Source organism: Phycicoccus sp. (assembly GCF_035325325.1).
Lineage (GTDB): Bacteria > Actinomycetota > Actinomycetes > Actinomycetales > Dermatophilaceae > Phycicoccus.
In genome coordinates this window covers 11,695-32,226 of record NZ_DAOLAC010000025.1, presented here as the reverse complement: position 1 = coordinate 32,226, position 20,532 = coordinate 11,695, and the positions used below count along the sequence as shown (strand labels likewise).

23 protein-coding genes are annotated in these 20,532 nt (G+C 74.4%); 22 read left to right on the top strand and 1 reads right to left on the bottom strand.

All coding sequences use genetic code 11. The features are described from left to right. Window position 1 precedes the first annotated feature (1 nt). On the bottom strand, window positions 2-514 hold the full coding sequence (gene flgN / locus PKA89_RS14100) for a flagellar export chaperone FlgN (RefSeq protein ID WP_324420515.1): 513 nt from the start codon (window positions 512-514) through the stop codon (window positions 2-4). A 222-nt stretch (window positions 515-736) separates the two neighbouring features. Here flgN and PKA89_RS14095 point away from each other — a divergent pair, with 222 nt between their 5' ends. From PKA89_RS14095 to PKA89_RS13990, 22 genes are all read left to right on the top strand, one after another. Then, window positions 737-1,603 carry a FliA/WhiG family RNA polymerase sigma factor gene (locus PKA89_RS14095; protein WP_324420513.1) on the top strand — a complete coding sequence of 289 codons (867 nt, stop codon included), beginning with the start codon at window positions 737-739 and terminating at the stop codon, window positions 1,601-1,603. 173 nt (window positions 1,604-1,776) lie between these two features. Next, window positions 1,777-2,607 carry a flagellin gene (locus PKA89_RS14090; protein WP_324420511.1) on the top strand — a complete coding sequence of 277 codons (831 nt, stop codon included), beginning with the start codon at window positions 1,777-1,779 and terminating at the stop codon, window positions 2,605-2,607. Window positions 2,608-2,692: 85 nt separating this feature from the next. Further along, the gene (gene fliD, locus PKA89_RS14085; RefSeq protein WP_324420509.1) at window positions 2,693-4,567 is read left to right on the top strand and encodes a flagellar filament capping protein FliD; all 1,875 of its coding nucleotides are present in this window, start codon (window positions 2,693-2,695) and stop codon (window positions 4,565-4,567) included. Window positions 4,568-4,581: 14 nt separating this feature from the next. Continuing rightward, window positions 4,582-4,965, top strand: a complete 384-nt coding sequence (fliS, locus tag PKA89_RS14080; protein ID WP_324420508.1) for a flagellar export chaperone FliS — start codon at window positions 4,582-4,584, stop codon at window positions 4,963-4,965. Beyond that, window positions 4,962-5,279, top strand: a complete 318-nt coding sequence (locus tag PKA89_RS14075; RefSeq protein ID WP_324420506.1) for a hypothetical protein — start codon at window positions 4,962-4,964, stop codon at window positions 5,277-5,279. The genes fliS and PKA89_RS14075 overlap by 4 nt, the downstream gene beginning before the upstream one ends. After that, a complete protein-coding gene (gene flgK, locus PKA89_RS14070) occupies window positions 5,279-6,646 on the top strand; it encodes a flagellar hook-associated protein FlgK (RefSeq protein WP_324420504.1) in 1,368 nt (455 codons plus the stop codon). Before PKA89_RS14075 ends, flgK begins: the two co-directional genes overlap by 1 nt. Window positions 6,647-6,683: 37 nt before the next feature. Then, the gene (flgL, locus tag PKA89_RS14065; RefSeq protein WP_324420502.1) at window positions 6,684-7,583 is read left to right on the top strand and encodes a flagellar hook-associated protein FlgL; all 900 of its coding nucleotides are present in this window, start codon (window positions 6,684-6,686) and stop codon (window positions 7,581-7,583) included. 347 nt (window positions 7,584-7,930) lie between these two features. Then, window positions 7,931-8,287, top strand: coding sequence for a flagellar basal body protein (locus PKA89_RS14060; RefSeq protein ID WP_324420499.1), 357 nt, complete (start codon window positions 7,931-7,933; stop codon window positions 8,285-8,287). Beyond that, window positions 8,287-8,682, top strand: a complete 396-nt coding sequence (locus PKA89_RS14055) for a flagellar basal body rod C-terminal domain-containing protein (protein ID WP_324420497.1) — start codon at window positions 8,287-8,289, stop codon at window positions 8,680-8,682. Before PKA89_RS14060 ends, PKA89_RS14055 begins: the two co-directional genes overlap by 1 nt. Further along, the gene (fliE, locus tag PKA89_RS14050) at window positions 8,679-8,975 is read left to right on the top strand and encodes a flagellar hook-basal body complex protein FliE (RefSeq protein WP_324420495.1); all 297 of its coding nucleotides are present in this window, start codon (window positions 8,679-8,681) and stop codon (window positions 8,973-8,975) included. Before PKA89_RS14055 ends, fliE begins: the two co-directional genes overlap by 4 nt. Then, window positions 8,972-10,564 carry a flagellar basal-body MS-ring/collar protein FliF gene (fliF, locus tag PKA89_RS14045; RefSeq protein WP_324420493.1) on the top strand — a complete coding sequence of 531 codons (1,593 nt, stop codon included), beginning with the start codon at window positions 8,972-8,974 and terminating at the stop codon, window positions 10,562-10,564. Before fliE ends, fliF begins: the two co-directional genes overlap by 4 nt. Beyond that, window positions 10,561-11,577 carry a flagellar motor switch protein FliG gene (gene fliG / locus PKA89_RS14040; protein WP_324420491.1) on the top strand — a complete coding sequence of 339 codons (1,017 nt, stop codon included), beginning with the start codon at window positions 10,561-10,563 and terminating at the stop codon, window positions 11,575-11,577. Before fliF ends, fliG begins: the two co-directional genes overlap by 4 nt. A gap of 10 nt (window positions 11,578-11,587) precedes the next feature. Continuing rightward, window positions 11,588-12,220: a FliH/SctL family protein gene (locus PKA89_RS14035; RefSeq protein ID WP_324420489.1), complete on the top strand. Its 633-nt coding sequence runs from the start codon at window positions 11,588-11,590 to the stop codon at window positions 12,218-12,220. Then, window positions 12,217-13,524: a FliI/YscN family ATPase gene (locus PKA89_RS14030; RefSeq protein WP_324420487.1), complete on the top strand. Its 1,308-nt coding sequence runs from the start codon at window positions 12,217-12,219 to the stop codon at window positions 13,522-13,524. Before PKA89_RS14035 ends, PKA89_RS14030 begins: the two co-directional genes overlap by 4 nt. Beyond that, window positions 13,521-13,955: a hypothetical protein gene (locus tag PKA89_RS14025; RefSeq protein WP_324420485.1), complete on the top strand. Its 435-nt coding sequence runs from the start codon at window positions 13,521-13,523 to the stop codon at window positions 13,953-13,955. Before PKA89_RS14030 ends, PKA89_RS14025 begins: the two co-directional genes overlap by 4 nt. After that, window positions 13,952-14,932: a transglycosylase SLT domain-containing protein gene (locus tag PKA89_RS14020; protein ID WP_324420483.1), complete on the top strand. Its 981-nt coding sequence runs from the start codon at window positions 13,952-13,954 to the stop codon at window positions 14,930-14,932. The genes PKA89_RS14025 and PKA89_RS14020 overlap by 4 nt, the downstream gene beginning before the upstream one ends. After that, a complete protein-coding gene (locus tag PKA89_RS14015; RefSeq protein WP_324420481.1) occupies window positions 14,932-16,170 on the top strand; it encodes a flagellar hook-length control protein FliK in 1,239 nt (412 codons plus the stop codon). The genes PKA89_RS14020 and PKA89_RS14015 overlap by 1 nt, the downstream gene beginning before the upstream one ends. A gap of 4 nt (window positions 16,171-16,174) precedes the next feature. Continuing rightward, entirely contained in the window at window positions 16,175-16,606 is a 432-nt protein-coding gene (locus tag PKA89_RS14010; protein ID WP_324420479.1) for a flagellar hook capping FlgD N-terminal domain-containing protein, read from the top strand. A 46-nt stretch (window positions 16,607-16,652) separates the two neighbouring features. Continuing rightward, the gene (locus tag PKA89_RS14005; protein ID WP_324420477.1) at window positions 16,653-17,879 is read left to right on the top strand and encodes a flagellar hook protein FlgE; all 1,227 of its coding nucleotides are present in this window, start codon (window positions 16,653-16,655) and stop codon (window positions 17,877-17,879) included. A 223-nt stretch (window positions 17,880-18,102) separates the two neighbouring features. Beyond that, the gene (locus PKA89_RS14000) at window positions 18,103-19,143 is read left to right on the top strand and encodes a flagellar FlbD family protein (RefSeq protein ID WP_324420476.1); all 1,041 of its coding nucleotides are present in this window, start codon (window positions 18,103-18,105) and stop codon (window positions 19,141-19,143) included. Further along, a complete protein-coding gene (locus PKA89_RS13995) occupies window positions 19,140-20,045 on the top strand; it encodes a flagellar motor protein MotB (protein ID WP_324420474.1) in 906 nt (301 codons plus the stop codon). The genes PKA89_RS14000 and PKA89_RS13995 overlap by 4 nt, the downstream gene beginning before the upstream one ends. Further along, window positions 20,042-20,512 carry a flagellar basal body-associated FliL family protein gene (locus PKA89_RS13990; protein WP_324420472.1) on the top strand — a complete coding sequence of 157 codons (471 nt, stop codon included), beginning with the start codon at window positions 20,042-20,044 and terminating at the stop codon, window positions 20,510-20,512. Before PKA89_RS13995 ends, PKA89_RS13990 begins: the two co-directional genes overlap by 4 nt. The last annotated feature ends 20 nt before the right edge of the window (window positions 20,513-20,532 follow it).

Genomic DNA, 20,532 nt, shown 5'->3' with positions numbered 1-20,532 from the left:
CTCACGTCGTCTCGTCGAAGAGTCGTCCGGCCGTGTCGCGCTCGCGCGACCCGCTCGCGGTGTAGGTGGAGCCCTCGTCGCCGCCGTGGAACCGGGCCAGGGCGTCCTCGATGGCCTGCGCGCTCGAGGCGAGCAGCTCGCGGTTGGCCAGCGCGGCGCGGGTCAGCTGGCCGGTGGCCTCGGCCAGGGCGTGCCGGTGCTCGGCGAGCACCTGGTCCCAGGGGGAGGGCACGGCCTCGGCGATCTCGCGGAGGCTGGCCGTGGCCGGCAGGTCGAGCAGGGTGGTCAGCGGCACGAGGTCGACGGCGCGGGCGAGCTCGGAGGAGCGGATGGTCGCGATGACCTCGTCGACGTCGCGGGTGGAGCGGGCCAGCCAGCTCGAGCGGGCCGTCTCGACGAGCGCCCGCTGCACCTCGATGCGGTACGCGAGGACGTCGAGCAGCTCGCGGGTCCGCCAGAGCGACTCGGACAGGTCCGCGCAGGCTGCGACGATGTCGGGCTGGCCTTCGTGCACGCTGTCCTCATCGGGTCGGGCGGGGCGGACTTGAGCGATGTCGCGGCCAGTCTGCCACGCGGGGCCGCGAGGGGGCACGCGGCGCGGAACCTGGTGCGCACCAGCCGTTCGGACGACCACCGCTGACCGGTCGGCGCGGCGGACGTCCGCCGAAGGTGCCGACATCCGCGCGGGGGGCCTCCCCGGGTGGCGCGGTCCCCGGCGTGGTCCGACGCTGAAGCCATGAACAGCACGGCTCGCACCGCATCCGGGCCCACCCGGGGGGACGTCGAACGACTCTGCCGGGAGCACCTCCCGATCGTGACCTACGAGGTCCGCGCGCTCAGCTCGCGGCTCCCCTCGCACGTGGCGACCGACGACCTCACCTCGGCCGGCCTCTACGCCCTCGCCGCCGCCGCGGAGTCCTTCGACCCCGAGCGCGGGGTGCCCTTCGGGCGCTACGCCGCGACCCGGATCAAGGGCGCGCTGCTGGACGAGCTGCGGTCGATGGACTGGGCGTCGCGCTCGGTGCGCACCCGGGCCCGCGAGCACGACGCCGCCCGCGGCGCGCTGACCACCGAGCTGGGCCGCGAGCCCGGTGAGCGCGAGGTCGCCGAGCGGCTCGGCGTCGGCGTCGAGGCGGTCCGTGAGGTCTCCGAGGCCGTGCACCGCTCGGTCGTCGTCCGGCTGGACTCGCTCGTCGACTCCGGCGTCGCCGACGCCGCCCTGCCCCGCGACGACCGCACGCCCGAGGACGTCGTCGTCGAGCGCGAGCGGGAGAGCTACCTCGTCGCCGCCGTCGCGGCGCTCCCGGAGCGGCTGCGGGCCGTCGTCCAGGCCACCTTCTTCGAGGACCGCCTCCTCAAGGACGTCGCGGAGGAGCTCGGGGTCACCGAGTCGCGGGTCTCGCAGCTGCGGACCGAGGCGCTCGCGATGCTCCGCGACGGGATGCGCGCCGCCCTCGGAGACGAGGCCCCGGCCGCCGCCGCGGCGTCCACCGGCGCCGCGGCCCGCCGGCGCGCCTCCTACTACGCCGACATCGCCAAGCGCGCCTCGCTCGCGCAGCGCGGCAGCCTCGCGCGGGCGGCGGCGGTGCAGCACGCCGTCTGACGCGGCACCCGGGCGCGGCTCGGACCACGGACCTCGAGGGCCCCGGCGGAATTTCTCCGCCGGGGCCCTCAAGTCGTCGCCGGTCCGGCCGATGAGGGGGGTGCCGCCCCGAGTGGGAGCGGCACGGATCGCCACGGACGGCGGTCCGAGACCCCATCCAAGGAGGAATCATCATGGGTCTGCAGATCAACACCAACGTCGCCGCCCTCAACGCGTACCGCAACCTCAGCTCCACCCAGGGCGCGATGAACACCAGCCTCGAGCGCCTGTCCTCGGGTCTGCGCATCAACCGCGCGGCCGACGACGCCGCAGGCCTGGCGATCAGCGAGAAGATGCGTGCCCAGACCAACGGCCTCAACCAGGCGACGTCCAACGCGCAGGACGCGATCTCCCTCGTCCAGACGGCGGAGGGTGCGCTCAACGAGACGCACTCCATCCTCCAGCGCATGCGCCAGCTGGCGGTCCAGGCGGCGAACGACACCAACACCGACAGCGACCGGGCCGCGATCCAGAAGGAGGTCACCGCCCTCAACAGCGAGCTCGACCGCATCGCGGGCAACACCGAGTTCAACGGGCAGAAGCTGCTCGACGGCTCGGGTGGCACCTCCGGCACCTTCACCTTCCAGATCGGTGCCAACTCGGGCCAGACGACGACGCTCGACCTGTCCGCGAAGTACGACTCGACGACCCTGGGTGTCTCGGCGATCGACGTCAGCACCGCCGCCGGTGCCGCGGCCGCGCTCGGCCTCGCCGACACGGCCGTGACGACGGTCTCCACCGCCCGGGCCGGCCTCGGTGCCGTGCAGAACCGCCTGCAGCACACCATCAACAGCCTGAGCGTCGCCGCGGAGAACTCCGCCGCGGCCGAGTCCCGCATCCGCGACACCGACATGGCGAAGGAGATGACGGCGTTCACGCGCAGCCAGATCCTCTCGCAGGCCGGCGTCTCGATGCTCGCCCAGGCCAACAGCGCGCCGCAGTCGGTGCTCAAGCTCCTCGGCTGAGCACTCCTCGTCGCCCGGGTCCGTCTCTCGCACGGACCCGGGCTGACGGGCACCGGTCCCCGACACCGAGGAAGGAGGAAGACCCATGGCGTCCATCGACGGACTGATCTCCGGCCTGAACACCACGTCCATCATCAGCTCGCTCATGACCATCGAGCGGCAGTCCGGCTCGTACCTGACCACCGGCAAGACCGCCAGCCAGACGCTGATCGGCACGCTGCAGTCGCTCAACTCGACGCTGTCGTCGCTGCAGGACGCGGCCAAGGCCTTCCTCACCGACGCGGTGACCAGGACCTCCGCCTGGTCGAGCACCACCTCGACCTCCTCGCAGCCCGGCCTCGCCTCCGTCGTCTCCGACGGCACGGCGCTCCCGGGCTCCACGACGTTCACGGTCACGAGCGTCGCGTCGGCTGGCTCCGCGGTCTCGAGAGGTACCGTCACCTCCCTCTCGACCGCGGTGACCAGCGCGCCCGTCGTCGTCGGCAAGGGGCTCGGCGCGATCGGCGCGTCCGCGCTCCTCTCCGGGACGACCCTGGCCGCCGGCGCCCACACCGTCACCGTGACCCAGGGCTCGACCGGCGCGACCCTCTCCGGCGGCCCCCTCGGCCCGAGCGTCACCATCGACTCCTCGAGCAGCCAGCTCGTCGTCGACCTCGGTGCCGGACCGACGACGATCGACCTCACCGCCGGCACCTACACCCCGGGCCAGCTCGCGGCCGAGGTGACCCGCGCGTCCGGTGGCTCGCTCCGCGCGAGCGTCGGCGACGACGGCTCGCTGCGGCTCGCGACGACGCGGGAGGGCTCGGCCGCCTCGCTGCGACTCGTCTCCGCGAACGCCGCGCTCGGCCTCTCCGACACCGCGACCACCGCGACCGGGACCGACGCCGTCGTCGAGCTCGACGGCGTCGCGACCACCCTGACCGACCTCGCCGCCGGTGGCACGGCGACCCTCGCCGGGTCCGGTACCGACCAGGTGCGCCTCTCCCTCTCCGGCGGCCTGCGGACCGGCACCGCCACCGTCGCCGACCTCGGCCTCGCGTCCGGCTCCACGCTGGGGCAGGTCGCGGGCGCCGTCAGCGGGTCGGCGGTGGGCGTCACCGCCTCGACCGTGCAGGTCGCCGCGAACGCGTACCGCCTCCAGCTCACCTCGTCCTCGACGGGCGCGGGCTCGGACGTCATGGTCTCCACCGGCGCCTTCGGCGCCGGTGGACTCGGGGACGTCGTCGAGCTCCAGGCGCCGACCGACACCGTGCTGCGGGTGGGCACGGGCCCGGGGGCGTACGACGTGCGCTCCGCCACCGCCGACGTCACCGGGCTGATGACCGGGGTCACGATCACCGCGACCAAGGCCGACCCGACGACGCCGGTCACGGTGTCGGTCACCGGCGACAGCGGCGCGGTCGCCGACAAGATGGCGGCCCTCGTCGCGGCCGCCAACCAGACGCTCTCCTTCATCTCAGCGCGCGCGTCGTACGACGCGGACACCAAGACCTCCGGTCCACTGCTCGGCAACTCGATGACCCAGACGATCGCCCGGCGGATCACGGACACCGCCGTCGGCGCCTCGACCTCGTCGCCGTCGGCCGCCGGAATCACCGTCGGCCGCGACGGTCAGCTGGCCTTCGACCGCGCCGCGTTCCTCGCCGCCTACGCGAAGGACCCCGCATCGGTCCGCACGAGCCTGACGGCGATGGCGGGCACCATCGCCGACGTCGCCGGCCAGGCCTCGGACCCGACGAGCGGGTACGTCACCCAGCAGATCGGCACCGAGCAGGGCCGGGTGCGCGACTACACGCAGCAGATCGCCGCGTTCGAGGCGCGGATGACGATGCGCGAGGACACCCTCAAGCGCCAGTACGCGAACCTCGAGACGGTGCTCGGCACCCTCAAGTCGCAGAGCGACTGGCTCGCGTCCCAGCTGAAGACCCTGCCCTCCACCTCGAGCTCGAGCTCGGGCTGACCGAGGAGACGACCGTGACCACCACCGCGACCCTGCGCCGCCTCTACACGAGCGACTCCGTGACGACGGCCTCGCCGGCCCAGCTCGTCGTGCTGCTCTACAACCGGCTCGTCAAGGACCTCAACCTCGCCCTCGTCACCCTCGAGCGGCGCGACGTCGAGGGCTCGCACCGGGCCCTGCGGCACGCGCAGGAGATCGTCGCCGAGCTCTCCTCGAGCCTCGACCTCGAGCTGTGGCCGGAGGGCCGGGGCCTGCTCGCCCTCTACGACTACGTGCAGGACCGGCTCGTCCACGCGAACGTCACGAAGTCGGGCGCGCTGGTCTCGGAGGTCCTCGAGGTGGTCGAGCCCCTGCGCGACGCGTTCACCGAGGCGCACTCCACGGGGGAGGCGTCGTGAGCGCCGCGTCCCTCGGGTGGGACGACGCCCTCGACGCGCTCGAGGCCGACCTCGAGCACGCCGAGCGCCTGGCCCTCTCCGGCGCCGTCGAGGAGCTCGTCGACGTCCTCGGCCGCAGCCCCCGGCCGGCCGGTGCCCTGCCCGCCCGGCTCGGCCCGCGGGTCGCCTCGGCGCTCGCGCGCACCCGCGACCTCGAGGCGACCGTCGCCGCCCGCCTCGGCGCGACGGTCCAGGCCCTCGGTGCCGACCACCGCCGGACCCACCCGTCCGTCACCCCCCGGCAGTCGCCGGCCTACGTCGACGCGAGGGCCTGATGTCCAGCGCCTCCTCCCTCGGGATGGGCCTCGGAGCCCTCCAGGCGGCGCAGCGCGGCCTCGAGCTCGCCGGCCAGAACATCAGCAACGTCAACACGCCGGGCTACACCCGGCAGCGGCTCGACCAGGCCGCCCAGGCGAGCACGGCCGTGCCGTCGATGTTCGGCCGGACCGCTGCGACCGGCGAGGGCGTCACGGTGCTCGGCACGACCCGCATCCAGGACCAGCTCCTCGAGGTGCGGGCCCTGCAGAGCCGCGGCGCGTCGGCGTCGGCGGCCCAGGTCGCGAACGGCTACTCGATGGTGGAGTCCGCGTTCGGCGAGCCCGGGGACACCGGGCTGCAGGCCGGCCTGGCGGAGTTCTGGAGCTCGTGGGGCGACCTCGCGACCGACCCCGGCAGCAGCGCTGCCCGCACGAGCGTCCTCGAGCAGGGCGGCCGGCTCGCGGCCTCCTTCCGCGACCTCGCCGGGCGCCTGTCGACCCAGTGGGGTGGCACCCGCGAGGCCCTCGACGCCTCGGTCGCCGGCGTCAACCGGCTGGCCCAGGACGTCGCCGACCTCAACGACGCCATCCGGGCGGCGAAGGTCGCCGGGGCCGGCACCTCCGAGCTGGAGGACCGGCGCGGGCAGCTCGTCAGCCAGCTCGGCGACGCCATCGGGGTCGTCGCGCAGCCGATGGACGACGGCACCGTCACCCTGTCCGTCGGCGGGTCGGTGCTCGTCGCCGGGTCGCACGTCAGCACGCTCGTGGTCTCCGGCCCGTCGACCGGCCCGGGCACGGGCCCGGTCTCCGTCGTGTGGTCGGGCAGCGGCACGCCGGCCACCGTCTCCGGCGGCGAGGTCGGTGGGATGCTCACCACCCTCGACACCACCATCCCCACGGTGATGAGCCGGCTCGACACCGTCGCCGCGTCCGTCGCGAGCACCGTCAACGCGCAGCAGGCCGCCGGCTACGACGCGACCGGCGCGCCCGGTGGGGCCTTCTTCACCGGCACCAGCGCGGCCTCGCTGCAGCTCGCCGGTCTCAGCGCGTCCGGTGTCGCGGCCTCCTCGGCCCCGCCGCCGGCCGCCGACGGCGGCAACGCCGACACGATGGCCGCCTCCTCCGAGCTCGCCTCGGGCCCGGACGCGACCTACCGCGACCTCGTGGTCTCGCTCGGGGTGCAGGTGCAGGGCGCGACCCGTCGAGCGGACGTGCAGCAGGCCCTCGCCGGGCAGGCCGAGTCGGCCCGCCTCGGGGTCTCGAGCGTCAGCATCGACGAGGAGATGGTCTCGCTCATGGGCTACCAGCACGCCTACGAGGCTGCCGCCCGGTTCATCAGCGTCGTCGACGAGACCCTCAACACGCTCATGGGGATGGCACGATGACCTCGTCAGACGCCTCGCCCGTCCCGGGAGGTCCGTGATGAACCGCGTCACGCCCGCCTCGTCACGCCAGCAGGTGACCGCTGCCCTGCAGGCCAGCCTCGCGCGGCTCCAGGCGACCCAGGACCAGATCAGCTCCGGGCGCCGCCTCGGCAAGCCCTCCGACTCCCCGACCGACACGGCCACCGCGATGTCCCTCCGATCCGAACACCAGCGCTCCGAGCAGCTCGACCGCGCCCTCGACGACGGCACCTCCCGCCTCGCGACGGCCGACCAGGCGCTGTCGCAGACCGACACGCTGCTGCTCCGCGTGCGCCAGCTGCTCGTCGCGGGGTCGAACGACACCAACACCGGTTCCGAGCGCTCGGCCATGGCCGCCGAGGTCGACCAGCTGCGCTCGAGCCTGCTCGACGTCGCGAACACCCGCTACCTCGGCCGTCCGGTCTTCGCCGGCACCCAGGACACCGAGAGCGCGTACGACGCGAGCGGCGCCTACCTCGGCAACACCACCCCGGTCGAGCGGCGCGTGACGACCGGTCCGGACCGGGTCGCGGTGAGCGTCACGGGCCCCGACGCGTTCACGACGCTCTTCGCCGACTCCGCCGACCCGGCCGGCGCCGGGGTGCTCACCCGCATCTCGGACGCCCTGCGCAGCGGTGACAAGGCGGCGCTGGGACAGGCACTGACCGACCTCGACGGCGCGTCCGACGCCCTGCGCACGAGCCAGAGCATCGTCGGGGCCCGCGCCGCGCGGCTCGAGTCGGTGCGCACGGTGAGCCAGGCGGCCCAGACCCGCGCCGAGACCCAGCTCTCGACGGTCGAGGGCATCGACCTCGCGAAGGCACTGACCGACCTCAGCGTCCAGCAGTCCGCCTACCAGGCCGCGCTCCAGACGACGGCCAAGGTCATCCAGCCCTCGATCCTCGACTTCCTGCGCTGACCCCGGGCCGCCGCCACCCGCGTATCGGGTGACCCCCGGCCCGCGCCACTCGCGTATCGGGTGACCCGATAACGGGTCGCTTCACACGAGAACGGAACTCGGGGAAGGCGCGCGCGTATCGGGTCACCCGATACGCGCGCAGGGGGGTGGGGGGCGGGCGCCTCGCGCGGTGGCCGGTCGGAGTTCGGGGTCGTCCGTTCGGCCAGTCCCTCGGGGACGGCTCAAGTCCCGACCCCTCCCCGCCGATGGGGCACTCGGCTATGGATGGCCGTCAGCCGCCAGGGACGCGCGGCGAACTCGTCGCACCGCCCGTGAACCGGTGGTGCGGGACGCCCATCAGGAGAGCCATGATCGACCCCGTCGGCGACAGCACCTTCCGTGCGCTGGGCCGGGCGCTCACCGGCCTGTCGACGCGCCAGCGCGCGATCGCGGACAACGTCGCGAACCTGCAGACCCCCGGATACACGGCCACCCGCGTCGACTTCGAGTCCAGCCTCGCCTCCGCCTGGGCCGACGGCGGCGACGTGTCGTCCTCGCCCATCCGCGCGCTCGCCTCGAGCGACCCGGCCGGCCTCAACGGCAACAACGTCAACCTCGACGAGGAGACGCTCGCCGGCGTCGAGACCGGACTGTCCTACCAGCTCGGCGTGCAGGCGATGACCGACCGGTTCGCCCGCCTGCGCAGCGCGATCGGCGGTGTCTGATGAGCATCTTCGGCGCGATGAACACCGCCGGGAGCGGCCTTCTCCTGCATCGCACCTGGCTCGACGCGATCTCCGACAACATCGCCAACGTCAACACGGCGACGCCGACCAGCGGCTCGGCCTTCCAGGCCCGCTACGTCGTGGCGCAGGCCCGGGGCAACGGCACCGGTGTCGACGTGGCCGGCATCCAGCTGGGCTCCGCGCAGGGCCGCCTCGTGCAGGACCCGAGCAACCCGCTCGCCGACGCGCGCGGCTACGTCCGGATGCCCGACGTCGACCTCGGCGACCAGATGACCCAGCTGATCATGTCCCAGCGCGGCTACCAGGCGAACCTCGCCACCGTCGAGCGCGCGCAGTCCGCGTACCAGCAGGCGATCGGGCTGGGCCACTCGTGAGCATCAACCCCATCTCGTCGCTCGGTGCGCTGCCGCCCGTCGGCCAGACCACCCGCGCCCAGGGCACCCAGGGCACTGGCTTCGGCCAGGCCGTCGCCCAGGGCCTGGACCAGCTCGACCAGCTGCAGAAGGTCAGTGACACCAAGGCCGTCGAGGCCGTGACCGGCCAGCTGAGCGACGTCCACGACTACACGATCGCCGCCAACCAGGCCGCCGTCGCGACGCAGCTGACGGTCGCCGTCCGCAACAAGGCCGTCGAGGCCTTCACCGAGATCATGAGGATGCCCGTATGACCGGCCCGGACCCCAAGGCCCTGCTCGCCCGCGGCGGGCGGGTGGTCTCCGACCTCACCGGTGGCCAGAAGATGGTGGCGCTCGTCGCCGCGCTGGCCGTCGCCGTCGGCGGGTTCTTCTTCGTCCGCTGGGTCTCGACCCCGGCGTACGCGCCGCTCTTCACCGGCCTCAGCGCCGCGGATGCCGGTGCCGTCACCTCCGCGCTCAGCGACGCCGGTGAGCCGTACCAGCTCTCCGACGGCGGGCAGACCGTCCTCGTGCCGCAGGCCGACGTCTACCAGCAGCGGATCGCGCTCGCCGGTCAGGGCCTGCCGGCCGGCGGTGGGGACGGCGAGGCGAGCGGCTACTCGCTCCTGGACAACCAGAGCATGACGAGCAGCGACTTCCAGCAGAAGGTCACCTACCAGCGGGCCCTCGAGGGTGAGCTGGCCAAGACGGTCGGGGCCATCGACGGCGTGCAGTCGGCGGTGGTCCACCTCGCGGTGCCGCAGGAGGACGTCTTCACCTCGGACGCGGCCAAGCCGACGGCGTCCGTCCTCGTCAAGACCGCCCCGGGCAAGACCCTCTCGCAGCAGGCCGTCACCTCGGTGGTCAACCTCGTCTCCGGCTCGGTCCCGAAGCTCGCCGCCGAGGACGTCACCGTCTCCGACGCCAGCGGCCAGGTGCTGAGCGCGCCCGGCGGCACCGCCGGCGCGGCCGGCGCCGACGCCCGCCAGAGCCAGCAGCGCGCCGTCTCCGACGCCACCGCCGCGAAGCTCCAGGCGATGGTCGACAAGCTCGTCGGCCCCGGCAAGGCGGTCGTCACCGTCGACGCGACGCTCAACTTCGACGCGCAGACGACGGACAAGCAGACCTACATCCCGATGACGCCGGCGACGACGACGCAGTCGCAGACCTCGACCGAGACCTACACCGGCACCGGCGGTGGCGCGGGCGGCGTGCTCGGCACGACGACGACCACGACCCCGGGTGGCAACGGCTCGTACTCGAAGACCGAGACCAGCCAGACCAACGCGCTCGGCACCCTCAAGGAGACCGCGACGAGCACCCCCGGCAAGGTCGAGCGGCTGTCGGTGGCGGTCCTCCTCGACTCCGCCGCCGCGGCCTCGATCAACTCGGCCGACGTCTCCCGGCTCGTCACGGCGGCCGCCGGTCTGGACCCGAAGCGCGGCGACGTCGTCGAGGTCACGGCCCTCCCGTTCGACACCTCGGCCGCGACCTCGGCCAAGAAGGAGCTCGACGCAGCCGCGGCGGATGCGAAGCAGCAGAACATGATCGACCTCGCCAAGACCGGCGGCCTCGCCCTCCTCGTCCTCGTGGCCCTCGTCCTCGGGTTCCTCCGTAGCCGTCGCCGCGGTGGGGGCGCGGAGCCGGAGCCGGTCGACTACTACCGGGTGCCGGACGCCCCGGCACCGGCCGACGCCGTGCTCGAGATGTCCGAGGCGCGCGGCCTACCGATGCGCGACCCGGCCGAGACCCAGCTCGTCGGCGCGGGCGTCGGCCCCGGCGCCGTCGAGACGCTGGCCCGGGAGAACCCCGACGACGTGGCCCGCCTGCTCCGCGGGTGGATCTCCGAGGGGGCGCAGTGACGACGACCGCCCACCCGGTGAGCGGGCTGCGCAAGGCCGCGTTGCTCCTCATCCAGCTCGGGCCGGACCAGTCCGCGCCGATCCTGCGCTCCCTGCGCCCGGACGAGATCGAGGCGCTCATGGCCGAGGTCGCGGCGATGGACGTCGCCGACGAGGACCTGCGCGAGTCGGTCATCCACGAGTTCGAGGCCCTCGTGCGGTCCTCGCGCGACCGCACCCGCGGCGGCTTCGACATCGCCGAGGAGATGCTCGTCAAGGCCGAGCACGAGCAGTCCAAGGAGATCCTGGGGCGCCTCTCGACGGCCATCACGCACGCACCGTTCGCCTCCCTGCGCACGACCGACGGTGGGTTGCTGCGGCCCTTCCTCGAGGACGAGCACCCGCAGACCATCGCCCTCGTCCTCGCCCACCTCTCGAGCGAGCAGGCCGCCCTCGTCCTCTCAGGCCTCGGTGACGCCGTCCGCGCCGACGTGGCGCACCGCCTCGCCGTGATGGACCGGACGACCCCCGAGGTGGTCCGCGTCGTCGAGCAGGTGCTCCGCCGCGGCCTGGACAGCCTCGGCGACGCTCGCGACCACGTGAGCGTCGGCGGTCTCGACCCGCTCGTCGGCATCATGAACCGTTCGCAGCGCGAGACCGAGCGGTCGATCCTCCAGGGCATCGAGGAGCGCGACCCCTCGCTCGCCGAGAACCTGCGCTCGAAGATGTTCGCGTTCACCGACATCGTCGACCTCGACGACCGGACGGTCCAGCTCGTCCTGCGCCAGGTCGACGCCAAGGAGCTCGCCCTCGCCCTCAAGGGCGCCACGCCGGCGGTGCGGGACAAGGTGTTCCGCAACATGTCCGAGCGTTCGGCGGCCGCCCTCCAGGAGGAGGTGGAGGTCCTCGGCCCGGTGCGCACGGCGCAGGTCGAGGAGGCCCGCTCCGCCGTGGTCAAGGGCATCCGTGCCCTCGAGGACGCCGGCGAGATCGTCATCTCGCGGGCCGGGGGCGGCGATGACCTCATCCAGTGACCCCGGGCGCGTGACCGTGCTCCTGCGGGGCGCCGACGAGCTGCGCCCGGCCACCTTCGGGCGCCAGCTCGCGCCGGTCGGCGGGCCCGAGGGCGTCGGCATCCCCGCGGAGTGGCTCGAGGGCCGTGACGCCGGGTACGCCGCCGGCCGCCGCGACGCCGCCGCCGAGCAGGCCGCTTGGGTCGAGCGGGCCGAGGCCCGGGCGGCCGCCGAGCGCGACGAGCGGACGCTGCGCACCGCAGCGGCACTCGCCGGCATCGGGCGGGCCGCCGACGCCGCGGCCGCCGGCCTCACCGTTCGTGACGTGCTCGAGACCGCCGCCGGTCTCGCCGTCGAGATCGCCGAGGCACTCGTCGGCCACCACCTGGAAGTCGACGGCTGCGCGGCCCGCGACGCCGTGGTCCGCGCGCTGACCGAGGTGCCCCGTGGCGCCTCCGTCCTCGTCCGGCTCAACCCGGAGGACGTCGACCTGCTCGCCGGCTCGGCCGACGAGCTCGCCTCGCTCGCCCCGACCGCGACCCTCGAGCTCGTCGCCGACCCGAGTGTCGAGCGCGGCGGCTGCCTCGCCGACGTCGGCGACCGCACCGTCGACGCGCAGCTCTCCTCGGCGCTGGCCCGGGTCCGGGAGGTGCTGGGCCGATGAGTACTGCGACCACGCTGCGCGAGGAGCTCGTGCGCGCCGCCCGCCCCCGCGTCACCGGCCGCGTCACCCGCGCCATCGGCGTCGGACTCGAGGTCAGCGGCCTCGACGTGGCGGTCGGCGAGGCCGTCCGGGTCGTCGGCGAGCGCGGCGCGATCATGGCCGAGGTCGTCGCCCTCGACGACGGCACCGCCCGGTGCATGCCGGTCGGCGAGCTGCGCGGCGTGCGCGTCGGCGACCGGGTCGAGGCCACCGGTGACCCGCTGCGGGTGCCGGTCGGCGACGGTCTCGTCGGCCGCGTCGTCGACGCGCTCGGCCGGCCGATCGACGGCGGCCCGCCGCTCACCGGCGTCTCCTGGGTGACGACCGACGGCACCCCGCCGCCGGCGATGAGCCGCGAGCGCATCACGACCCAGCTCGGCCTGGGGATCCGTGCGCTCGACACCCTCGTGCCGTGCGGCCGCGGGCAGCGGATGGGCATCTTCGCCGGGTCGGGCGTCGGCAAGTCGAGCCTGCTGTCGATGGTCGTGCGCGGCACGGACGCCCCGGTCACCGTCCTCGCCCTCGTCGGGGAGCGCGGCCGCGAGGTGCGCGAGTTCGTCGAGCACGACCTCGGGCCGGAGGGCCTGGCCCGCGCGGTCGTCGTCGTCGCGACCTCCGACGAGCCGGCACTGGTCCGCCTGCACGCCGCCTTCACCGCGACCCGGATCGCCGAGTGGTTCCGCGACCAGGGCCGCGACGTGCTCCTCGCGATGGACAGCGTGACCCGGGTCGCGATGGCCCAGCGCGAGGTCGGGCTGGCCGCCGGCGAGCCGCCGACGACCCGCGGCTACCCGCCGTCGGTCTTCGGCCTCCTGCCGCGGCTGCTCGAGCGGGCCGGCACCGCCGAGCGCGGCAGTATCACCGGCCTCTACACCGTCCTCGTCGAGGGCGACGACATGAACGACCCGATCGCCGACGCCGTCCGGTCCATCCTCGACGGGCACGTCGTCCTCGACCGCCGGCTCGCGACCGCCGGGCACTACCCGTGCATCGACGTCCTGGAGTCCGTCTCCCGGGCCAACCGGGCCCTCACCGACCCGCAGCAGCGGGCCGCCGCCGACACCCTGCGCAGCCTCCTCGCCGCCCGCCGCGACGCGAAGGACCTCGTCGAGATCGGCGCCTACGTCGCCGGGACGAACCCGCTCGTCGACCGCGCCCTCGCCCAGAGCGGCGCCATCGACACCTTCCTGCGCCAGGACCTCGACGACGTCGCCGACGCCCGCGACTCCTGGACCGCCCTCGCGATGCTGGCCGGTGCGGTGTGAGCACCCGCACCGACCGGCTCCGCACCGTGCTGCGGGTCCGCACCATCCAGGAGGAGCAGCGCCGCGGCGACCTCGCCCGGGCCGCCGCCGCGCAGGGCCGGGCCGCCGAGGCCGCCGCCGAGGCGGCCGCCCGCTACGGCGAGCGGGACGTCTGCGGGGTCGGCGTGCCGGTCGACGCCGCGACCTTCCTCGCCACCCGGGTGGCCGAGGGCCGCCGGGCCGACGGCGTCGCGCACGCCGTCGTCGAGCACTCGCTCGCCGAGGGCGAGACCGAGCGCTCGCGGGCCCTGCTCACCGAGGCCCGGACCCGCACCTCGGGCCTCGAACGTCTCGTCGAGCGGGCCGCCGAGGAGCAGCGCCTCGAGCTGCTCGCCGCCGACCAGCAGGTCGCCGACGAGTCCGGCCGCGCCCGGAAGGAGGCCCGCCCGTGACCGTCGACACCGCCGGCCCCGGTGCCGCCCTCGCCCGGATGGCCGCCATCCAGACCGTCATCGCGTCCGTCTCCGGGACCGCCGCTCGCGCCACCGGCACGTCGGCGACCACCGGCTCCGCCTTCGACTCCGCGTACGGCGCAGCCCTCCAGGGGACCGGCGACGTGGCCGGTGGCGACCTGTTCGCGGGGAACGCCGGGACCGACGTCGGCTCGCGCGCCGTCACCGCCGCCCGCCGGTACCTCGGGGTGCCCTACGTGTGGGGTGGCACCGACCCGGCGACCGGCCTCGACTGCTCCGGCCTGGTCCAGCGCGCCTACGCGGACGTCGGCGTGCGGCTGCCGCGGGTGGCCGCCGACCAGGCCCGGGCGGGGACCGCCGTGCCCGACCTCGCCCACGCCCGACCGGGGGACCTGCTCGCCTTCAACTCCCCGGTGACCCACATCGCCATCTACGTCGGCGACGGGAAGATGATCGCGGCGCCCAAGCGCGGCGACGTCGTCAAGGTGCAGGACGTCTACACGACGCCCACCGCCATCCGCCGGCTCGGCCCGACGGTCGACACCGGGGCCGCCACGTCCGCTGGCGCCGCGAGCGGTGCGCCGGCGGCGCTGCAGCAGCTGTTCGCGGCGGCGACGTCGCGCTACGACCTGCCGGCGGGCCTGCTCGCCGCGGTGGCGAAGGCCGAGAGCGGCTTCGACACCCGCGCGGTGAGCAGCGCCGGTGCGCAGGGCCTCATGCAGCTGATGCCGGCGACCGCCCGCGGCCTCGGGGTGGACCCGCTCGACCCCGCCCAGGCGGTCGACGGTGCGGCCCGGATGCTCTCGCGCGACCTCGGCCGGTTCGGTTCCCTCGACCTCGCGGTCGCTGCCTACAACGCGGGTGCCGGTGCGGTGCAACGCTACGGCGGCGTTCCGCCGTACGCGGAGACGCAGCAGTACGTGCGCCGCGTCCTCGGCTACCTGGGGGTGAGCTGATGGCCGCCGCCGTCACGCCGGCCCTCCCGCAGGCGGCGGTCCCGGCTCGTCCCGGTCGCGCGCCGGGCGGCGCGGGCCCGTCGGCCGACGGGTTCGCCGCCGCGCTGCGGGCCCGGGCGGGCGAGCGGGAGGCCGGCGCCGCTGCTCCCGGCGAGACCCCGGACGACGACGCCCCGACCGGTGCGGGCGCGACGACCGACTCCCCGGCCGGCGACACCCCGCCGATCGGTGCCGCTGCGGCCGACGGCACGGACCCCGCTGCGGCACAGCCCGTCCCGGTCCCTCCGGTCGCGGCCGAGGCCGGTGCGGCGGCCGTCGCCGTGGCCTCCCTCCCGGCGCCGGTGACCCCGGCGGACGCCGGCGCCCCCTCGACGCCCGGCGTGACCGTGACCGGTGCCCCGACCGGGTCCGGCGCCGCGAGCGCGGCGAGCGCCCCGGCAGCCCCCCCGGCGGCCACGGCCGCAGCCCAGGGGTCCGTGCCGGTTCCTGATCCCACTGCGACAGGGCCGACCGGGACGACCGGGCCGACCGGGCCGGCCGGGACGACCGGGCCGGCCGGGCCGACCGCGGCCGACCGGCTCCCGACCACCGGGGCGACGAGCACCTCGACACCGCCCCGCGCCGCGGTCACCGGGCCCGATGGAGCCATCGCGACCGGTCCCGCGGTGCCGCAGCCACTCCCGGCAGGCGCGGCACCGACGTCCGACGCCGACCCGGGCCTCGTGACGCCGCCGGTCGCGAGCCCCGCCGTCACCCCGACGACCGCCGCCGCGCCCGTGGCCCCGCCCGCGCCCCCGACGGCGCCCGCCGCTCCGGCTCCGCTGCCGCACACCCAGGTGCTCACCGCCGTGACGCCCCTGCTCACCGGCCCGGATGGGACGCACGAGGTGACCATCCGGCTCGACCCGGAGGGCCTCGGCGCGGTCCACGTCCGGCTCTCGGTGAGTGGCGACGAGGTGCGGATGCACCTGACCGCTGCCGAGTCCGCGACCCGGGACGCGCTGCGCGACGGGCTGGCCGAGCTGCGCACCCGCCTCGAGGACTCCGGCCTGCGGGCCACCCGGCTCGACGTGGGCACCGGCGACACGCCGCGGCACCACGGGTCCGGCACCCCCGACCCGCACCGGCCACGTAGCGCGGACCGCCCTGCGGCACACCACGGACCGGCCCCACCGGAACCCACCGCAGCCCCGACACGGGCCCACCGACCCGACACCCGACTCGACCTGAGGATGTGACCCGATGACCACGATCCCCACCGGCGGCCAGCCCATGGGGCAGACCGCCGCGACGGGTACCGCCGCGACCTCGAGTGCCCCGGGAGGGACGCTCGACTCGGACGCCTTCCTCAAGCTCCTCGTCGCCCAGCTGAAGTACCAGGACCCGAGCAAGCCGGTCGACAGCTCGGCCTTCATGGCCCAGACCGCGCAGATGCAGATGGTCGAGACCATGCACCAGCTCGTCGCCCAGAACACGGCCCTCATCAGCGGCCAGAACAGCCTGAGTGCACTGGCGCTCGTCGGCCAGCAGGTCACCTGGACCGCCGACGGCGCGGCGAGGAGCGGGGCGGTCCAGGCCGTGAAGCTCGACGCCAACGGCCCCCTGCTCGTCGTCGGCGACGCCGAGGTCCCCCTCTCCGTCGTCTCCCGCGTCGCCGCACCCGGCACGGCCTGAGCCGCGCCCCCCGAACCCGCACCACCGAACCCGAAGGACCCCCACCATGCTCCGTTCGCTCTTCTCCGCCGTCACCGGCATGCGCAGCCACCAGACCGCCATGGACGTCATCGGCAACAACATCGCCAACGTCAACACCGCGGGCTTCAAGTCGAGCCAGACCCAGTTCCAGGACACCCTGAGCCAGGCCCTGCGAGCCGGCGGCGGCGGGGTCAACCCGTCGCAGGTCGGCCTCGGCGTCCAGGTCGCGGGCATCGCGACGAACTTCAGCCAGGGCAGCGCCCAGACGACCAACCGGCCGAGCGACCTGATGATCTCCGGCGACGGCTTCTTCATCGTCCAGCAGGCGGGCTCGCAGGTGTACACCCGCGCCGGCGCCTTCTCGCTCGACGGCTCGGGCAACCTCACCGCGCCGAACGGCGGTGTCGTGCAGGGCTGGCTGGCCGTCGACGGCCAGATCAACACCGGCACCTCGCTGACCGGCCTCAAGGTGCCGACCGGCCTCATCATGGCGCCGACCCCGACCGGCTCCGTCGACGCCGGCGGCAACCTCTCCGCCGACGCCGCCATCGGCGCGACCGTCGTCAACGGCATCGACGTCTTCGACCAGACCGGCCGGAGCATCCCGGTGACGCTCACCTACACGAAGACCGCGCAGGACACCTGGACCGCGACGGCGACCGTCGCCGCGTCCGGGGGCGCGACGACGACCGTCGGCTCCGCGACGCTCGCGTGGGACTCGACGGCGATGGCCTTCACCCCGGGTGCGGTGACGATGACGAACGCGCAGCTCGCGGCGAGCGGCTTCGTCTTCCCCGGCGACGTCTCCATCGACCTCTCCGGCGACGGCACGCCGCTCACCCAGTACGCGGGGGCGAGCACGGCCACCCTCCGCAGCCAGGACGGCTCCGCCGCGGGCCAGCTGCAGAGCTGGGGGGTCGGCGCCGACGGCGTGATCACCGGCTCGTTCTCCAACGGCCGCACCCAGGCCCTCGGCCAGGTCGCGCTCGCCTTCTTCGGCAACCCGGAGGGCCTCGAGAAGGCCGGCGACTCGTCGTTCCGCGTGTCGGCCGCCTCCGGCCAGCCCGCGATCGGCGTCCCGGGCACCGGCGGCCGCGGCTCGATCGCCGCCGGACGGCTCGAGATGAGCAACGTCGACCTCGCCCAGGAGTTCACGAACCTCGTGATGATCCAGCGCGGCTTCCAGGCCAACTCGCGGGTGGTCAGCGCCTCCGACGAGATCCTCCAGGACCTCGTCAACCTCAAGCGCTGACCCGCCGGACCGGACCCGCCTCGTGACCGACGGACCGCGCACGGACCCGCCCCCCACCGGGGCGGGTCCGTCGTCGCGCGCGCCGTCCGGCGGGGACGGGACGGACCTCGACGCGGACGCCCCCGGCGGCCCCGGACCGCTCAAGTCCGGGACCCGCCTGCCGATGGGAACCCCGACACGTCACGGACGGCGTGTCCAGAACTTCCAGGACGGAACCGACCCCATGATCATCCTCACCCGCCGCAACGGCACGCGCTTCGGGATCAACCCCGACCTCATCGAGCGCGTCGACGAGACCCCCGACACGGTCGTGCTCCTCGTCACGGGGTCGCGCTACGTCGTGCAGGAGACCCTCGACGACGTCGTCCTCATCATGCGCCAGTCCCGGGCCTCGGTCCTCACGGCGGCCGACGAGTCGGGCACCGCCCAGCCGGGCGCCCGCTCGAGCGCCGGCCGGGTCGCCCTGCGCGCCGTCCGGGGCATGGGGGACTGCCCCATGGAGCTCGCGCCCAGCGCCGGGATCATCGCCGTCTTCGGTGCCGTCATCGCCTCCCTCGTCATGGAGGGGGCCTCGCCCACCTCGATCATCCTCATCCCGCCGATCATCCTCGTCTTCGTCGGCAGCATCGGCGCGGCCGTCGCCGGCGGCTTCCTCTCCGACGTCTCGGCCATCCTCAAGCAGACGGTCAAGGCGTTCACGACGGCCCGGCCGAGGAGCGACGAGGCGGTCGCCGAGCTCATCGCGCTCGCCGACATCGCCCGCCGCGAGGGCCTGCTCGCCCTCGAGGAGAAGGCCCGCGGCGCCGAGGACCCGTTCCTCCGCGAAGGCCTGGAGATGACCGTCGACGGCACCGACGCCGACGAGATCTACGACGTCCTCGCCGCCCGGATCAAGACCCGCCGGAAGGCCGACCACCTCGGCATCAAGTTCTTCGCCGACATGGGCGGCTACGCACCGACCATCGGCATCATCGGCACCGTCATCGGCCTCATCCACGTGCTGAGCAACCTCGACTCCCCCGAGGAGCTCGGCCAGCTCATCGCCGGCGCGTTCGTCGCGACCCTCTGGGGCGTCATGAGCGCGAACGTCATGTGGCTGCCGCTGTCGAGCAAGCTCAAGCGGATCAGCGAGGCCGAGGTCGCCCACCTCGAGATGGTCCTCGAGGGCATCATGTCGATCCAGGCGGGCACGAGCCCGCGCGTCGTCGAGAAGCGGCTGCGCGCCGTGATCGCCGGTGACGCCCCGCTCCAGGACGCGGCGTGAGCGGCCCGGGCCCCTCGGGACGTCGGCGCCGGCAGCACGAGGAGGAGGAGGAGAGCGGGCACGAGAACGCCGAGCGCTGGCTGCTCAGCTACGCCGACATGATCACCCTGCTCATGGCCCTGTTCATCGTCCTCTTCGCGATCAGCCAGGTCGACCAGGCGAAGCTGCTCGCGCTGTCCTCGGGCCTCCAGCAGTACTTCGGCGCGCCCGCCGTCACCAACCACACCCAGGGCGTCCTCGACGGCACCTCGACCGACTCGGCCATCCAGGCCATCGCGCCGGTCGCGCCCCAGGTCGTGAGCGACGTCGCGACCTCGCCCACGACGACCACCACGAGCGCCCCCTGCCAGCCCGGCGACGAGAAGACGAAGCAGGCCGCCCGCGACCAGCTGACCGCGGTGCGCGACAGGCTGGTGACGGCGCTGACGGCCAAGGGCCTGCAGCAGGCCGTGCACTTCGAGCTGCGCGACGACGGCCTCGTCGTCGACATCGTCTCGGACCGGGTGCTCTTCGACCCGGGCCAGGCCACGCTCAAGCCGGACGGCCGCAGGGTGCTCGCCGCGATCGCGCCGACGCTGCGCCGGCTGTCGAACACGATGACCGTCGAGGGGCACACCGACGACGTGCCCGTGGTCGGCCTCTACCCCTCGAACTGGGAGCTGTCGACGGCCCGGTCCACCTCGGTCCTGCAGTACCTGCTCGGTCAGGGCGTCGCGGGCCGCCAGCTCGGCGCCGCCGGCTACGCCGACCAGCGCCCGCTGGCCTCCAACGCCACCGAGGCCGGGCGCGCCCGCAACCGCCGGGTCGCCGTCGTCGTCCACGCGGCGGCCACGACCAGCCCCGCCACGACCGCCGGTTCCGCCACCACCGTCAGCACCTCGTCCCCAGGAGGCTCCCGATGAGCACCGCCACCGCCCCCGCGCCCGCCGCCCACGCGGCCGAGCCGGAGAAGAAGAGCAAGAAGATGCTCGTGGTCATCGTGCTCGTCGTCGTCCTCGCCGGAGGTGGCGCCTGGTACTTCCTCAAGGGGAGCTCGTCGGGTTCCGCGTCGGAGCCGACCCCGACCGCAACCAGCGGCCCGGTCGTCGACCTCGACTCGCTGACCCTCAACCTCGCCGACGGTCGTTACCTCAAGCTCGGTCTCTCGCTCGAGGTGACCGAGGAGGCGAAGGCGGCCGCCGGCAAGGACGGCGTCAACGGCGCCAAGGCCCGGGACGCCGCGATCTCCATCCTCGGCCAGCGCACCTACGAGCAGATGCTCACGCCGAAGACCCGCGCCGCCGCGATCGGCTCCGTCGTCAAGGAGATCGAGAAGCGCTACGACGGCGACGTCATCGACGTCTACGTCACGGAGTTCGTCATGCAGTGACCCCGGCCTTCCGGCCGGCC

Coding starts and splice junctions, on each gene's coding strand:
- PKA89_RS14095 (WP_324420513.1), top strand. CDS start 737: ATGAACAGCACGGCTCGCACCGCATCCGGGCCCACCCGGGGGGACGTC.
- PKA89_RS14090 (WP_324420511.1), top strand. CDS start 1,777: ATGGGTCTGCAGATCAACACCAACGTCGCCGCCCTCAACGCGTACCGC.
- fliD (WP_324420509.1), top strand. CDS start 2,693: ATGGCGTCCATCGACGGACTGATCTCCGGCCTGAACACCACGTCCATC.
- flgK (WP_324420504.1), top strand. CDS start 5,279: ATGTCCAGCGCCTCCTCCCTCGGGATGGGCCTCGGAGCCCTCCAGGCG.
- flgL (WP_324420502.1), top strand. CDS start 6,684: ATGAACCGCGTCACGCCCGCCTCGTCACGCCAGCAGGTGACCGCTGCC.
- PKA89_RS14060 (WP_324420499.1), top strand. CDS start 7,931: ATGATCGACCCCGTCGGCGACAGCACCTTCCGTGCGCTGGGCCGGGCG.
- PKA89_RS14055 (WP_324420497.1), top strand. CDS start 8,287: ATGAGCATCTTCGGCGCGATGAACACCGCCGGGAGCGGCCTTCTCCTG.
- fliF (WP_324420493.1), top strand. CDS start 8,972: ATGACCGGCCCGGACCCCAAGGCCCTGCTCGCCCGCGGCGGGCGGGTG.
- PKA89_RS14030 (WP_324420487.1), top strand. CDS start 12,217: ATGAGTACTGCGACCACGCTGCGCGAGGAGCTCGTGCGCGCCGCCCGC.
- PKA89_RS14015 (WP_324420481.1), top strand. CDS start 14,932: ATGGCCGCCGCCGTCACGCCGGCCCTCCCGCAGGCGGCGGTCCCGGCT.
- PKA89_RS14010 (WP_324420479.1), top strand. CDS start 16,175: ATGACCACGATCCCCACCGGCGGCCAGCCCATGGGGCAGACCGCCGCG.
- PKA89_RS14005 (WP_324420477.1), top strand. CDS start 16,653: ATGCTCCGTTCGCTCTTCTCCGCCGTCACCGGCATGCGCAGCCACCAG.
- PKA89_RS14000 (WP_324420476.1), top strand. CDS start 18,103: ATGATCATCCTCACCCGCCGCAACGGCACGCGCTTCGGGATCAACCCC.
- PKA89_RS13990 (WP_324420472.1), top strand. CDS start 20,042: ATGAGCACCGCCACCGCCCCCGCGCCCGCCGCCCACGCGGCCGAGCCG.